Origin of the sequence: Arenibacter aquaticus (genome assembly GCF_003957295.1) — a bacterium.
Taxonomy (GTDB): Bacteria; Bacteroidota; Bacteroidia; order Flavobacteriales; family Flavobacteriaceae; genus Arenibacter; species Arenibacter aquaticus.
This window is the reverse complement of the sequence record NZ_RQPJ01000002.1, coordinates 873,383-889,162: the sequence shown is the minus strand read 5'-3', so window position 1 is coordinate 889,162 and position 15,780 is coordinate 873,383. Positions and strand designations below refer to the sequence as shown.

Sequence of the window (15,780 nt, the reverse complement as noted above, 5' to 3'; positions counted from 1 at the left end):
CTTATGATTTTTTCCTTTTTTCCAATAGATCGGGATTCTTTACCGGGTTTTCCTCGCCCTTGAGTGATTTTTCAATGCCATCTATATATTCCAGGGAATCGTCCAAAAAGAACAAGAGTTCCGGTACACGTCGCAATTGGTTTTTGGTACGCTGTGCCAGCTCGTGTTTAATTAGTGGCTGATTGGATTTTATGCCTTCCAATAGCTCCTTGCCCTTGTTGGCAGGGAATATGCTTACATATATTTTGGCAATGGAAAGGTCTGTGGTGACCGACACTTTGGATACCGAAATCAAGGTACCTTTTAGTCCACCATCCGTGGCGGCACGTTGCAAGATATCGGCAATATCTTTTTGTATGACCCCCCCAATTTTTTTCTGTCTTTGTGTTTCCATGATGCAAAAATACGATATAATTGGATAGATTCTATGATTGTGGCCGTATAAGCGCGGCTTAAAGGGGAATGTAGTATTTTTATGCAATACAATGGGACCTTGTACATGTGTAAAATGAGAAGTGATATAGGGGTTATTAAGGTGTCACAAACAATATAAGCAACCAAAACTGGGGAGAAATGAAAAAAATAGAACATTTGGGCATTGCGGTAAGGAACTTGGAGGCTTCCAATAAGGTGTTTGAAAAATTGTTGGGTGTGGGGCCTTATAAGGACGAAGAAGTAGCGTCTGAAGGGGTGAAGACCTCTTTTTTTAAGGCTGGCCCCAATAAGATAGAGTTGTTGCAAGCTATGGATGCCAGTAGTCCCATAGCCAAGTTTTTGGAAAAGCGGGGAGAAGGCCTGCACCATGTGGCATTTGCGGTAGCGGATTTGGAGGCCGAAATAAAGCGATTGGTCAAAGAAGGGTTTAGGGTGTTGAATACAACGCCCAAAAAGGGTGCAGATAATAAGCTGGTGGTATTTTTGCACCCCAAGGACACCAATGGTTTGTTGGTAGAACTTTGTCAGGAAGCCCCATGAAGCTTTGTTGCGAAGTGCGGAAAATGAGCATTGTAGAGTATGGATTTTGATAAAGCACCATGAAGCTTGCAATTTTGTTTGCAGCGTTGAAAAATAAGTAGTAATATTGCATCCGCAATTTGCGGTTCCTGAATAGCTTTTTTAGATAAGCGTATCTAAAAGTACAACAAGCAAGGAAATGGTCCTATAGCTCAGCTGGTTAGAGCACCTGACTCATAATCAGGGGGTCCCTGGTTCGAGCCCAGGTGGGACCACGAGGTGGTAACAAAAAGTCCTGGCGAAAGCCGGGACTTTTTTTGTGTTGCACATCCTGGGCGAGAAGTTTATGCCGCCATGGGCGGTAAGCAAGGTGGGACTACCAGTAAAATCAATTCTTCCCAGATGGGAGGGCTTTTTTATTTGTGCGGGTACAACATAGGTACAACATGTTTAAAACAATTCATTTTTCGATTTTGAATGTCTAACAAGGATTTATATGATAACCTCATTAAATCTTTCTATACTTGATCCAACCCATCTTCTACTTTAATATTCAGGCTTCAATCTTTCTACAGTATTAATGGATTTGGATAAATTCAAAGAATTAAAAATTTATAAGGAGTTCTGTTCTATGTGTGAAGGTAATAGATAATGAACTATTAATAGGAACAATATGTGTTTTCATAAGGACTTAACCTTAAATCTATTAAAACATATTATTACTATTGGCGCAGTTTAATTGGGAGATCTAAGGAGATTAACTTTACAATTATGCTGATTTCAAGAGTAATGTCCAATTCAGTTGAAACCTGAAATTGCACTGATATTATCCGCATAAATGGTTCCTGACATGAAATTTATATTGGCAATTTTGTCCCCGGAAAAATAATATATTCCCATTTTTTGATTAAAAAATCATTGGATTAATAAAATTAATCCACAACTAATCCTACCCTAATCCAAAATTAACCCTGAAACTAACCTTACCCGGATATATTTACGGAAAATTAAATTTTTGAAAATACGATGTTGTATTACAAAAATTAAAATGATTGCCAAACCTTAATGATTAAATGAAAAATATGAAAAGAAAATGGAATTTATTATTCGCCTTGTATTGTTGTTCGCTTGTTTTTCATTCTTGCGAGGATGAAGTTAACACAGAACCAAGGGAAATTAGTATGAATTGTCTTGACACCAATTTGGAAACCATGGAGTCACTTTTAGAAAACGCAACTATAGGTGATGAAGACGGAAGTTATCCAGAAGAAAATGCCATTGCACTTCAACAAGAAATTGAAAAACTTCAGTTTGGGTATTCAAAAGGACTGGCTGGCCAATTTACATTACAATATGAAGCCGATAATTATTGTATACAAGCTGAGAAGGCAATCACGGAGTTCGAAAATTCACTTCAATTTACTTTACCCCCTGGCGAACCTGCAGAGCTTATAGTATTTGGTATTGATGGTAAAGGACGTGTTGAGTTTGGGGCCGACCCGGCATTTGGAGGAGACGATGCTTTTTCTGTAGAGGCATGGCTGAAATATGATAAAGGATTTTTTGAAAGTGGTATAGGTGATTTTATAGCAACTTTTGATGGTAGTACCCAGCCGATAGAAGGTTGGATGATCAATTTTTTGGGAGACAACTTACGTGCTACAATTGGAATGGGCCCACAAGAGTCACGGGTATTGGAATTTGGAAGTAAGTACCCACAAAATTATGGGGAATGGAATCACCTTGTGATGGTTTATGATGCCAGTTTAGCGGAAGGCCAGCTTAAGATGTATTTAAATGGAGACCTTTTCTTTAGTAAAACTAACGACATTTTTAATGGTGCCGGTGAACTACAATCGTACCAGCCAAATACTAAGAACTATAATATGTGGGCCTTTCAGGAACCTACAGACCGAGGTAGGACCATGACTGGTTATATTAAAAAATTTCGCTTTTGGAATACAGCAAAATCATTGGAAGATATCAAAGTACTTATGAATTCGGATGTATCAGGTTCTGAAACGGATTTGGAGTGTGCATGGGATTTCACTCAAGTGCCGGAAGACGATCAAAATATATTGGACAAAACAGGAAATCACACCGCAAAGATTGTGGGTAGCTATAAATGGATGCCACTAAATGACTAACCCTTACGAATATTAAACGCGTATTTAATTATGAAAAAAAATAAGAATTACACAACACAATTGATGTTGGTGGTGACGGTAACAATTTTATTGCTGTTCACAGGACAACTCCGGTCACAAAATCAGAATACCGAGGTTCAAGTAACTGGATTGGTGGAGGACCAAGAGGGATTTCCCATTCCAGGTGCAAATGTTGTTATTGAGAACATTCGAAAAGGGGTAGTGACGGATTTTGATGGCAAATTCAGTATTAGCGTTCCGAAGGGAAATGTACTTTCAATTTCTTTTATTGGGATGGTCACCCAAAAGAGGGTCATCACAGAAGAGACTTACTTGTCCATTGTTATGCAAAATGATGAAGAGGTATTGGAAAATGTAGTGGTTATAGGATATGGTTCTGTAGAAAAAAAGGATCTAACAGGTTCTATAGAAACTATATCTTCAAGTGATTTGGTGAGAGTAAACAATACCAATGTTACAGAGACTTTGAATGGTAAAGTAAGTGGTGTTTTGGTTACCAAGTCCTCCAATAGGCCAGGTGCCGATATGAGCATTCAAATAAGGGGGATGAACTCTATCAATTCTTCCAATGAACCTTTATATGTGGTAGATGGAATACCTTCATATTCTGGTCTTAAATACTTAAGCCCCAACGATATTCAATCAATTGATGTATTAAAGGATGCCTCCTCAACGGCTATTTATGGTTCTCGAGGGGCCAATGGGGTCGTAATTGTCACTACCAAAGGAGCTAATAAAAAGAAAGGATTATCAATAGAGTATAGTGGTTCGGTCGGGATAAAAACCCCTACGCGTATCCCAGATATGTTGGGAAATAAAGGCAACGGATTGGAATATGTGGATTATAGGGTTGCTTTGTGGAAAAAGAAATATGGAGATGCTTCTTTATCTAGGTCAGACTTTTTAACTGAAGACGAAAAAAGACGTATACGAAATGGCGAATATTATGATTGGCTGCGTGAGGTTTCTGATAATAGTTTAGTTACAAACCATAGTATTTATTCAAGTGGCGGAAATGAGAATTCTTCCTATTCGTTTGGTTTAGGATATATAAAGGATGAAGGAATGGTAGGAAAAGAAGGCTTTGATCGAATTACAGCAAATATTGGATTGGAACACCGGTTTTCAGATAAAATTACGACAGGATTAACTTCTTATATTTCGAATAATAATACCAACCATGGGGCGGCGGAGACCTTAATAAATGCCTACTTTCTTCCCCCAATTGTTAGTCCGTACGATGAGAATGGTGAATATGCCTTCATAGTCCAACCCACATCCAGTAAAATAAATCCTTTTATTCAGAATGAGAATAACATCCGGGAAACGGAGGCTTTTTTTGCCAATTTTTCCGGATTCGTGGAAATTAAGCCGATGAAAGGTCTTTCCTTAAAATCCCAGTTAGCTTACCAGTTTGATACGGATCTTTTTGGGGAATGGATTGGGACTTTTACCCAGCAAAAAAGTGGTGTCAATGAAAGTGAGGCCTATCGCAGAGAAGCTAGAAATAGGAATTTAGTTTGGGATAACATTCTTACCTACAAAAAGGAATTTTATAACGATCATCGTTTGGATGTTATTGGCTTGTTCAGTATTCAAAAAGATACTCACCAAGGATCTGCAATGAGAGGTGATGGATTACCTTATGACTCTGATTGGCACGCTATTCAAACTGCCGATGAGATTCGTGATGTGAGTAGTTATTACTGGGAATCAGCACTTAATTCATATATGCTTCGAGCCAATTACTCTATGTGGGATAAGTATATTTTGACCTTTACTGGGCGCTATGATGGAACCTCGCGTCTTAAAGAAGGAAATCAGTGGGGCTTTATGCCTTCTCTGGCATTTGGATGGCAAATCAAAAATGAGAGGTTTTTGAAGGATTTTGACGCCATAAATTCTTTAAAACTGCGTATCAGTTATGGAAGGAGCGGCAACAATAACATTGGACATGATATAACTTGGACCAAATTAGATCTCTCTCGATATACCTTCGGAGATAGCGGTACTAACGGATTTGGACTTGGTGGGGCTAAAGGCAATGACGATCTGAAATGGGAAATGACATCTGAACATAATATAGGTTTGGATTTTGGATTTTTTAATAACCGAATTTCCGGAAGCATCGATGTCTATAGCCGCACTACCAATGATTTAATTTTTAACAAGGCCGTTGGTTCAGTAAACGGGTTTAATTCTATTTATGAAAATATTGGGACCACTACTAATAAAGGACTAGAGATAGGACTGAATACAGTTAATATTTCTAATCAGGATTTTTATTGGAAAAGTAAATTTTCATTTTCCTTGAATAGGAATAAAATAAAGGATCTTTACGGGGACAAAAAGAATGATTTGGGCAACCGATGGTTTATAGGCCAACCTATAAATGTAATATACGACTTAAAACAAATCGGAATATGGCAGGAAGCTGAGGCGGAAGAGGCCGCCTTATATGGTCAGAGCGTTGGGCATATTAAGGTAGAAGACGTAAATGGTGATTATAACTTGGACCAACAAGACTATCAAATCGTAGGATCACCCAACCCAGATTGGATGGCCGGTATGGTAAATACGTTTTCTTATAAGAATATTGATTTATCGTTTGATATGTACGCACGGATCGGAGGTCTGTATAATGATAGTTTTGCCTATACCTTCACCGCCTGGGATAACGAGCATTGGAACAAGGCCGATGTTAATTATTGGACCCCTGATAATCAAAGTAACGACTATCAAGAAGTGGGAGCCCAATCATACAACACACAAGTATTAGGTCAGGTTTCAGGAACATTTGTAAAGATTCAGAACATAACCTTGGGATATTCCTTAAATGATAAAATGAATAAATTTTTAGGGCTTAACAATTCTAGGATTTACGGATCTGTACAAAACCCTTTTACCTTTTCGGACTACATTGGCTCCGATCCCGAAATAATAGGAGAAGATTTAAATACCCAGCTTTCATTGTTTCCAATGACTTTTACTCTTGGTGTTAACCTAAACTTTTAATCGAATTCAGATATGATAAAAAATATAAGTCAACTCGTTTTTCTCACAGTATCGGTATTTTTCTTGGTCAATTGTTCCGATAATTTGGATATTGACAATCCTTCGGCCATAACAGATGATTTCTACAACACCAAATCTGGCCAGGAAAAACTTTTGGTAGATATGTATTCCAAATATCGTTCTGTATTCAATACAGGCGAACTTCAATATTACGGCACTGATCTTTACATGGCCATTACGGAAAGTCCCAATGAAAGAATGTTCAATGGATACGATCCCTCCTTTAACTCTACTGCAGGAGTAGTTGGGCCATATTGGAACAATTTATTTAAGATTGTTCAGGAGGCTAATATTTTACTTTCCCGAACCAGTTTGGGTACTGAGGGAATGACCTTGGAGGAATTTAATGAAATAACGGGACAAGGCAGGATTTTAAGGACACTGGCCTATTATTATTTGGTGGAGACCTTTGGACCGGTGCCTCTATATACCACTGAGCAGACCACTGTAATTACAGAGGTGGAAAGGACTTCCGAAGCCGAAGTATATAGTTTTATGGTGAATGAGCTTTCTGAAGTGGTAGATTTGCTTTCTTGGGATGTAGAGGAACCTGGAAGGCTTGGAAAAGCTGCGGCTATTCAGTTATTGGGGAAAGTTTATTTGACCCGTGCCTATAAGCCTTTTGCCAATCCCTTGGATTTTGAACTGGCTGCCGAGCAATTGGATCGAATTATTGATGATCCAGAATCTCCTTATGAGTTGTTGGATTCCTATACAAGTGTCTATGACGAAAACAATCAGAACAATTCCGAGGTGATATGGGCCATACAATATGGGAATGATAGAAATTATATTGGTGGAGGTAACCCACAACAATCGCTATTTGGATTTAATATTGTAGCACTTGAGCCGGATTTATTTGACCGAGTCCAGTCCGATTATAGCGCAATGAGTCGTGGCTATTGGATAAACCCAAGGGTACATGAATTATTTGAGAACCCTTATGTTGATTCCCGTTATGATGCCACTTTTCAAAGGGAGTTTTACGTGAATAATCCAAATAGTGATGATTTTGGCAAATTAGGTATCTACTTCCCTCGCTGGAATGATGATTCCGGGAACACTAATGACGCTATAAACTATTATGCTTTCAAAGAAGAAGGTGATTACAAATGGTACCCTCAGTCCACAGCATTACCGATTCTTACTACAGCTTTGGATAGGATGCCGATCATAAAAAAGTTTAAGGATACTCAAATTGAATGGGGTGGCCCGGGTTCCAGGGAAGATGTAATCTTTAGGTTGTCGGACACTTATTTATTAAGCTCCGAAGCTAATTTGGGAGCAGGAAATTTTGATATGGCCCTTAACCGGATAAATACTTTAAGAAGACGGGCTGCTGTAACACCTTCGGAAAGGGACAACATGGAAGTATCAACTGTAGATCTGGATTTTATATTGGATGAACGAGCTAGGGAATTACTAGGAGAGCATGATCGTTGGTTCGATTTAAAACGTACCGGTAAATTGATAGATAGGGCTAAAGAATACAATCTTTTCGTTACTAAATATAACAATATTGGTAATATGCACCTTCTGCGTCCTATTCCACAAGATGAGATTAATAAAGTAGATGGACTTACTCAAAATACAGGATACTAATTGATATAAGACATAAAAAATGAAAAATACAATGAACAATATATTGATATTCTTATTCATGTCAACCTTATCATTCACAGGTTGCGATAATTATGAATCACCTAACCCCATGGACTATCAGAATGAAGAGGAAGAGGCTAGCCTTTATCTGGAGCAATATGACCCATTTAAGGATGAGGGACAATACTGGCATCCAGAAATGCGCGTTAAACCCAAAAAATATTGGAATTGCGTAGAAGTAATCCCTGTTGGAAGTAGAAATGAACTGGGACAGACGGAAAAAATAAGGGGTTTGCAATACCATTTATTATGTCAATCCTTGGCAGGTTTGACCAATAGGGCTGTAGAGCAAGGAAAAAGTGAAGTGGGGGTATGGTTACATGACCACAGTGGAAAGGAATCCTATAAAGTATCCAAACAGGCCTTGGAAAATATGGGAATCAAAGAGCAAGGCATGCAAAGTGGTCTTGAATTGGCTCGTAATGATTATGGTCCGGATAATGGAGTAGCATTGCAATTGAAGGATTTATTCGACGGATATGTTCTAACCGATGTGGAAAACAACCCTGAAAGCAATATTGTAGCCTCTATAGCTTCCCATGTCCACAATTCCATCATAGTGGATGTAAGGGACAAGGAATATTATGAAGAAGCAGGTTATGAAATGACCTATGACGCCACCACTAAAACAACCCAAGATGCATGGAATGAATTCAAGGATAAATGCAACAACAAAGCATTGGTCGTTATGCCTGTACAAACAGGAGAATTACGGGAATTTGCCATAAAAAACAATTTGTTCGTAATCAACTTAAATAAAGAATTCAATAATCCGTCCGCAGGTCAGAATGTGGCACTATTCGAAGAAGTATTGAATTGGCTGGAGCCAAATTCACCCGTGTATGGTTGGGAGCAAGGAGTGGGAGAGGATCAGTTTGTAGACAAGGTATCCCAAAGTGGTAATATCATGGTCCCCTCAGACTGGTCGTACAATACGAGTTTAACATCGATTTTATATAAAGAACGTCAAGCTGGAATGGCTAAGGTATTGAATCCACAATTTATAGATTTTGAGGAGGAAGGTAAGAAGTATGTTTCCTATTATCTGTCTGATGGCGACAACATTCAATGGATGATGAATGGATTTGATGGGTCTGATTATTATACCCATCCTGAGGCAAGTGATATGAAAATGTCGTTTGGTCTGCCGGTAGATAATCTTTCCATGATGGCACCTGCCATGATGCAGTCTCTTTTTGAAGGGCAAGCATCAAAAACATCATTGGTGCAAACTTTTGGGGGCGGTTACACATATGCCGACAACCTTGGTGAATCGGCAAATAGGTTAGAGAATCTTAAATACATATCGGAAGCTACGGCTTCCCATATGCGTCAACATCGGGTTAAAGTACTGGCTTTGATTGCAAAAGACGTACGGTCTACACAGTCGAAGGAGGCCTACCAGGCCTATGTGGATGCCAACGATCAATTGGAAGGTATTATAGCCGTACAATATTCTCCATATGCCGGGGGAGAGGGTGATATTATTTGGGTGAAAAATAGTAAGGGGTATGATATTCCTGTAGTTACCGTTAAATATTCCTTATGGAATTTTGGAGACCACAACAATGAGCGAGAAGGAACTCCTACATATATAGCCAATAAATTAAATTCTGAAATGTCGGATAACCCATTTAGCCTAGTGTCAGTTCACGCCTGGAGCAAGTTTACGGACATCGGGGATTCCCTCGATGAATTAAGCGAGAATTCCGGGAGTAATATAGTGGGAGCAGGAGCAGCAAAACTCAATGCGGATAAGCTAGACGAAAACTTTAAGGTCGTTAACGTGGAGGAATTAATTTGGCGTATAAGAATGCATTACAGGCCTGAACAAACCACTAAATGGTTAAAGGAAGTATTTTAAAACTGTTATCTGATATGCAAGAAGGATTCTATATTTCTTCATTATGCCATTCTTTAATGGGGTAGAATCCCTTAGTATGTGAGAAGCAATAAAGTAATAGAGTTGAGTTAATAGTTAGTTAAGTTGAGGGGCAAAGAATGGTCTATTCTTTGCCCTTTTTTAAGTATCACAGTAGAATATATTTTGACTCGGACGCATCAACAAAGGATATTAAAAACAGAAAATTATGAAGTTAAGAAAATTGATTTTATCGTTAGTGATAATAAGTTCATTTACCGCCATTGCCCAACCCAAAATAAAAGATACCTTAATATCTTATGTCGAGTATGTAAATCCTCTAGTAGGTTCGGATTCCGAGTTCGCCCTATCCAATGGTAATACCTATCCTGCAATCGCTACCCCATGGGGAATGAATTTTTGGACTCCTCAGACTGGAAAAATGGGAGACGGTTGGGGGTATACCTATGATGCACTTAAAATAAGAGGCTTTAAACAGACCCATCAGCCTAGTCCTTGGATCAATGATTATGCGGCATTTTCACTTTTCCCAGAGACTGGGGATTTGAAGATTAATGAGGACGATAGGGCATCATGGTATTCACATAAGGCGGAAATTAGCCAACCACATTATTATCGAGCTTATTTAGCCGATTATGACGTTACTACCGAAATTACGCCTACCACCCGGGGAGCACAATTCAGGTTTACTTTCCCAGAATCCGAAAGGTCCCACATTTTGGTTGATGGATTTTTTAAAGGGTCTATGGTAAAGGTCATTCCAAGTGAACGAAAAATAATTGGTTACTGTAGAAACAATAGTGGAGGAGTCCCTGATAATTTTCATAATTATTTTGTTATTGTTTTTGATAAGGATTTCGAAGAGGTGATTACATGGGAAATAGAAGAAGGAAAAGACAGTTCACCAAGAGTGTCCAAAGAGCAAAAAGCGGAGGGTTACCATGTGGGTGCAGCCATTACGTTTAAGACCAAAGATGGTGAGACGTTAATTGCCAAAGTGGCATCTTCATTTATTAGTCCAGAACAGGCACAAATAAATTTAGATCGCGAAATAGGGCAAGATTCTTTTGACCAAACAAAGGCTAAGGCCGCAGCTGCCTGGAACAAGGAGCTTGGTAGAATGGAGGTCTCCGGGGGCACCTTGGAGCAATATAGGACTTTTTATACGGCACTATATCGAGTGCTATTGTTTCCAAGAAAATTTTATGAATATAATGCCGATAAAGAAATAGTGCATTATAGCCCGTATAACGGAAAGGTATTGCCTGGTTATATGTTTACCGATAATGGTTTTTGGGACACTTTTAGGGCAGTATTTCCGTTCTTCACCATTATGTACCCGGATTATTTGAGTAATGTTATGAACGGTTTGGTAAATGCATACAATGAAAGCGGATGGTTACCGGAATGGGCCAGTCCAGGACATAGGGATTGTATGATAGGATCCAATTCGGCCATAAATATAGCTGACGCTTATCTAAGGGGGATTAGGGGTTATGATATAGAAACGTTGTATGAGGCGGTTGTAAAGAATTCTAGAAGTAAAGGCCCATTAAGTTCGGTAGGTAGGTTTGGTGCTGAATTTTATAATGAGTTGGGTTATGTACCATATGATGTTGGTGTAAATGAAAATGCCGCCAGAACACTGGAATATGCTTTTGCCGATTGGAGCATTGCAAAATTAGGAGAAGCTTTAAAAAAACCAAAGAAGGAGATAGCGTTGTTCAGGGAACGTTCTTTAAATTATAAGAATGTTTTTGATCCGGAAATTGGATTTATGCGGGGCAGAAATAAAGATGGGTCATGGGCTTCTAGCTATACGCCGGATAAATGGGGCGATGCTTTTACAGAAGGTGCTGCTTGGCATTGGACTTGGTGTGTGTTTCACGATCCATTGGGCCTAGCCCATGAATTTGGAGGGGAAGAGAAAATGCGTTCGCGCTTGGATAGCGTATTTACCACTCCCCCAACATTTAATGAGTCGTATTACGGCCAACAAATTCACGAAATAACAGAAATGTTGGTGGCAGATATGGGACAATACGCACATGGAAATCAGCCTATACAACATGCCATTTATTTGTATAATTGGTTAGGACAACCTTGGAAAACACAAAAGCATGTGCGCAATGTTATGGATAAATTGTATTCTTCAGCACCTGATGGTCTTTGTGGGGATGAGGACAACGGGCAGACTTCTGCCTGGTATGTGTTCTCAGCGGCAGGGTTTTATCCCGTAACTCCGGGTACCGGGCAATACGCCTTTGGAAGTCCATTGTTTCAAAATGTAAAAATGCATATGAGAAATGGGGCCATCTTTGAAATAAATGCCCAGGAGAACTCTGAGGAAAACATATATATTGATGCTATTCAGAGGAATAAAAAAATGTACAACAAAACTTATATCACCTATGAAGATATTATGAATGGCAGTAAATTTGATCTAATTATGAAATCGGAACCTAATCTGAAAAGGGGAAGGGAAGAGAGTTCAAAACCCTATTCCCTATCCAAAGACAACTTAAATGGAAAATAGGAATTTTGACTAAGTATTCCATTGGGAATGTTGAATGTATATGTCTTTATTTTAAATCACTAGGGATGTTCTCGGAAACTTCGTTAAAGGTATAGGGGAAATCGTCATCGAGTACCTTTTTGTACTCGATGACAAATTTATTGTAGTATTTTTTTGCCCTATCGGTAAGCCCCAATTTAATGTAAGAATGAATTTTATAATAAAACGAGAATTCATTCAATTGCTCTATATTACTAAGTATATCTGCTAATTGAACCACTTTGGAATATTCATTCTCCCTATGAAAATGTTTTATTTGATCAGGGATAATCTTTATGATTTCATGTTCAAAGTCGGTTTTTATTTGGTCAAAGTAAGGATGGTTAAAGGACTTTAGAAATGTTCCCTTTTTGGATATGTAAATAAGCCTTTCTATGGCTGCACTATTACCTACATTTTGATTCAAGGAATTTAAGTTTATAATAAAATCAAAATAGTCGCACTGAAACTCCTTGCCGTATGATATAGAAAACAATCCTTGGTTGTAAACCACCTCCAAATCTTTCATGTCCATAAGTGTCTTTCTCAACTGGTTTATGGCTACATTTTTAGTATTTTTAACTTTCTTAGGCTCCTTGTCTGGCCATAAAATGTTGTTGATTTCTTCAGAAATTATTCCCAATGGAACTTTTTTCCAACTGTGTATTAGGATCAGCACAAATAGCTGACGTATTTTATTGCTAAACAAATGAGTAATGTCTTTTCCTTTAGGATCAAATACTGTAAACGGACCAAATAGTGAAATGGAATTTTTGTCAATGCCGGTATAATGGGAGGATTGATCTACAGCAATGATTGACTTTATTTGTTTTTCTTTTTCCTTTTTATTGTTGTTCCATTTTTTTATTAGATACCAAGAGATAAGTAGAATAAGGAAAATACCCAACAAGATGTAAGCCCATACATTTGAAGCAGGGGTCTTTTCTGAGGTGTATTTGGCAATCATTTTTTTGGAAACCGGAGGATTGTTTAATGAGAATATATTGATGGTATTTGAACCGTCAATATCAAATTCTTGAACAGTACAAAAAAACTCGTTGGTCGAATGATTAAAATAGAGATTGGCATTGGTCTTTATCCTCTCGGAAAGAATGGGCACGGAGTCTCCAAGAATTTCGAACTTGCCATGTTTAATGTCATAACGAGCCATTTGTAGATAGGTGTCCGGTATGTATTCTGAATAATTTAAAGTGTAGAAAGATGTAGAGTCGGCTGATAGCACCATATTTCTCACTGATGCCAAGTTCTGGTTTCTATTTATTTCCCATAATTTTTTGATGTATCCTTTCTCAAAATTTATACGGTAACAATCATAATAATATTTTTTCCCTATACTTTGGTCTCCAGACTCATTTCCTACCCCACCAAATAATAGAACTTCCTCAGGATCGGTCTGAACCATTCCAGAGAAAAATCGAGGAGAAATTGTATCGCCTGTTAGAGTTAACGTATCCCATGTTTTAGAAGAAAGATCGAATGCATTAAAAGTATTGTTTAGTCTTTGGTTTCCAAAACCGCCGAATATAATAAATCGGTTGTTTTTATTATCCCAAATTAGATTATGGTGGTGCCTCTGTTGTGCCAGTTGGTCCTGGCTTAGTATTTCAGTTTTTAGATTTTCCAAACTAACACTGGCAATTGTAGGACTATCATTGGGAAGGTCGTTTACTTCGTAGACAATCAATTCGTTTGTTTCCGAATTCAAAAAGCTTGTGCCTAGATTCATAGGAACAGGAAATCTGTTTTTTAATGGGCGTTTTTTGGTTAGATCCTTTCCGAATTCATAATAACCAATAGTGTCGGAATTAATATAAATAAATCTTTGATTGAGTTCATCAAAGGCTAAGGAGGTAATTAATTTGGAACTTGTCTTGAATCTATGTTTCCAATGATAGGAATCATTTATGAGCCAATTAGGGTGTTGTACGGTGCCATATCCTTTCCCATTGGCGTCATAAACGGTATTCCCTTCACTCTCATGAAAGTTAAACTGAAATTTATTTGAGCCTTCTTTAATGATAAGGTTTTTAATGGCCATCGAAGGTACATCTATTATACTACCGTGTTTTCCAAAAAACAACTCCGGGGTAAGATTAGTTTTAAATTCATATCTAGAAGTATCAAAGGTTTTATGGTCCGCAGTTAAGGATATTTTTTTTGAAAATGGATCAAACTTCATGGATATGTGTATCCATTTTTTATTTCCAAGGGAACTCTCAGCCAATGGTATTTTTAAAAGGTTTTTTACCCCATCTAAATTGAAACTCAGTTGAAATGATTCATCTGAATTGTTTAGGTAGGTAAGTGAATAAGAGGTTGAATGATTTTTGTCACTTATAACAAGTATATATCCAAAACTATCACTGTCCAATATGGAGAGGTCAAAATTTATCTCAAAAGATTTGTTGAAACTAGGTTGAATATTTGCGAATACATTGTACTCAGTTCTTTGGGCGATTAAACTGTCATTTGAATTGAATAATAGCCCTTGGCTAGTCCCTTTTATAGGAAAGCATATAATTAGAAGTAATAATAATAGGACTCTAAGCAGAGCAATTAATTTTTGACGATTTAAATGCTAAAGTTAGTGTTTTTTAGATATCGACCAATTTTCTTATGATCTCTGTTTTCTTTTTTATTTCATCTTACTTTATTCTAAAAGGTGTAAAAATCCATTAAGTTAATTTAAGAAATTTTCCATTTTGGCGAGTATTCAGAATTAAATTACTTGTTTAATTTTAATATGCAGTTGTGGCGAGAAGTTTATGCCGCCATCGGCGGTAAGCAAGGTGGGACCACTAAGTGATAACAAATAGTCCTGGCGATAGCTGGGACTTTTTTTGTGGAACACACCCTAGGACCACTGATGTAATCCCTAGCGACTTAAAAAAACAAGTTGTTACGGAATTTTTGTTTTCAGAGGGGACAACAAAGGGGACAACATAATAATTGAGAGGTTAATAATGGTCTATCTCTATACGCGGTTTCATACTATTGGAACAAACATTTAGTACATTTAGTTAGCTACCTATAGTCATTACAAATCATGCGGGAACTAAGATTACCCTATAAAAATCCCGAAGAGCTCTTCTAAAGGATGGTATTTAATGTCCTGGCAAGGTATTGTGATGGGCATACCAGGTATTTGGCCTTCCTTTTAAACAGGATGGGGATTGGCTAAGGGCACCAACCTAAGATGTATATCATGCCTACGGCCCAGACAGCCAAGAGGCAAAGCAGCATTCCGCTAGCCTTAAAGGCAAACGAAATGATATTCCCTATCCAGTCCTTTTTCCAGATGCCATAGAAAACCTAAATTTTATTGACCCAACTATTCGCTGATAACATCCTAGGCCACGCCTTTTTCATGTGATATTGGCAAATCCTTAAGTTTTAATAATGTTTATCTACCCTTCATATGCGGCCACTTGATACATTTATGCCTTTATTTTCAATTTTCAAGA

General features: G+C 37.9%; 8 protein-coding genes and 1 tRNA gene. 7 read left to right on the top strand and 2 right to left on the bottom strand.

All coding sequences use genetic code 11. The features are described from left to right. Window position 1: 1 nt before the first annotated feature. Window positions 2-394, bottom strand: coding sequence for a 30S ribosome-binding factor RbfA (gene rbfA, locus EHW67_RS06480; RefSeq protein WP_126161537.1), 393 nt, complete (start codon window positions 392-394; stop codon window positions 2-4). A gap of 179 nt (window positions 395-573) precedes the next feature. On the opposite strand from rbfA, the gene mce reads away from it, so the two are divergent. The 7 genes from mce to EHW67_RS06445 all read left to right on the top strand — a co-directional run bounded on the left by mce (window position 574) and on the right by EHW67_RS06445 (window position 12,277). After that, window positions 574-975 (top strand): methylmalonyl-CoA epimerase, encoded by a 402-nt coding sequence (gene mce / locus EHW67_RS06475; RefSeq protein ID WP_126161536.1) that lies wholly within the window; start codon window positions 574-576, stop codon window positions 973-975. Between the two features lie 180 nt (window positions 976-1,155). Continuing rightward, a tRNA-Ile gene (locus EHW67_RS06470) sits at window positions 1,156-1,229 on the top strand. Window positions 1,230-2,165: 936 nt separating this feature from the next. After that, window positions 2,166-3,101, top strand: coding sequence for a LamG domain-containing protein (locus EHW67_RS06465; protein WP_202911916.1), 936 nt, complete (start codon window positions 2,166-2,168; stop codon window positions 3,099-3,101). A gap of 30 nt (window positions 3,102-3,131) precedes the next feature. Next, entirely contained in the window at window positions 3,132-6,137 is a 3,006-nt protein-coding gene (locus EHW67_RS06460) for a SusC/RagA family TonB-linked outer membrane protein (protein ID WP_202911915.1), read from the top strand. Window positions 6,138-6,149: 12 nt separating this feature from the next. Continuing rightward, window positions 6,150-7,799 carry a RagB/SusD family nutrient uptake outer membrane protein gene (locus tag EHW67_RS06455; RefSeq protein WP_126161534.1) on the top strand — a complete coding sequence of 550 codons (1,650 nt, stop codon included), beginning with the start codon at window positions 6,150-6,152 and terminating at the stop codon, window positions 7,797-7,799. A gap of 31 nt (window positions 7,800-7,830) precedes the next feature. Further along, window positions 7,831-9,723 (top strand): GxGYxYP domain-containing protein, encoded by a 1,893-nt coding sequence (locus EHW67_RS06450; protein ID WP_202911914.1) that lies wholly within the window; start codon window positions 7,831-7,833, stop codon window positions 9,721-9,723. Window positions 9,724-9,949: 226 nt separating this feature from the next. Then, complete coding sequence (locus tag EHW67_RS06445; protein ID WP_126161532.1) at window positions 9,950-12,277, top strand: GH92 family glycosyl hydrolase; 2,328 nt, start codon at window positions 9,950-9,952, stop codon at window positions 12,275-12,277. Window positions 12,278-12,323: 46 nt separating this feature from the next. Here EHW67_RS06445 and EHW67_RS06440 read toward each other — a convergent pair whose 3' ends face one another. Next, window positions 12,324-14,495, bottom strand: coding sequence for a kelch repeat-containing protein (locus EHW67_RS06440; RefSeq protein WP_158285087.1), 2,172 nt, complete (start codon window positions 14,493-14,495; stop codon window positions 12,324-12,326). Between the last annotated feature and the right edge of the window lie 1,285 nt (window positions 14,496-15,780).

Bases quoted from the DNA above. Each gene is read 5' to 3' on its own strand.
- EHW67_RS06445 (WP_126161532.1), top strand. From the start codon at position 9,950: ATGAAGTTAAGAAAATTGATTTTATCGTTAGTGATAATAAGTTCATTT.
- EHW67_RS06455 (WP_126161534.1), top strand. From the start codon at position 6,150: ATGATAAAAAATATAAGTCAACTCGTTTTTCTCACAGTATCGGTATTT.
- mce (WP_126161536.1), top strand. From the start codon at position 574: ATGAAAAAAATAGAACATTTGGGCATTGCGGTAAGGAACTTGGAGGCT.
- EHW67_RS06465 (WP_202911916.1), top strand. From the start codon at position 2,166: ATGGAGTCACTTTTAGAAAACGCAACTATAGGTGATGAAGACGGAAGT.
- EHW67_RS06460 (WP_202911915.1), top strand. From the start codon at position 3,132: ATGAAAAAAAATAAGAATTACACAACACAATTGATGTTGGTGGTGACG.
- EHW67_RS06450 (WP_202911914.1), top strand. From the start codon at position 7,831: ATGAACAATATATTGATATTCTTATTCATGTCAACCTTATCATTCACA.
- rbfA (WP_126161537.1), bottom strand. From the start codon at position 394: ATGGAAACACAAAGACAGAAAAAAATTGGGGGGGTCATACAAAAAGAT.
- EHW67_RS06440 (WP_158285087.1), bottom strand. From the start codon at position 14,495: ATGAAGTTTGATCCATTTTCAAAAAAAATATCCTTAACTGCGGACCAT.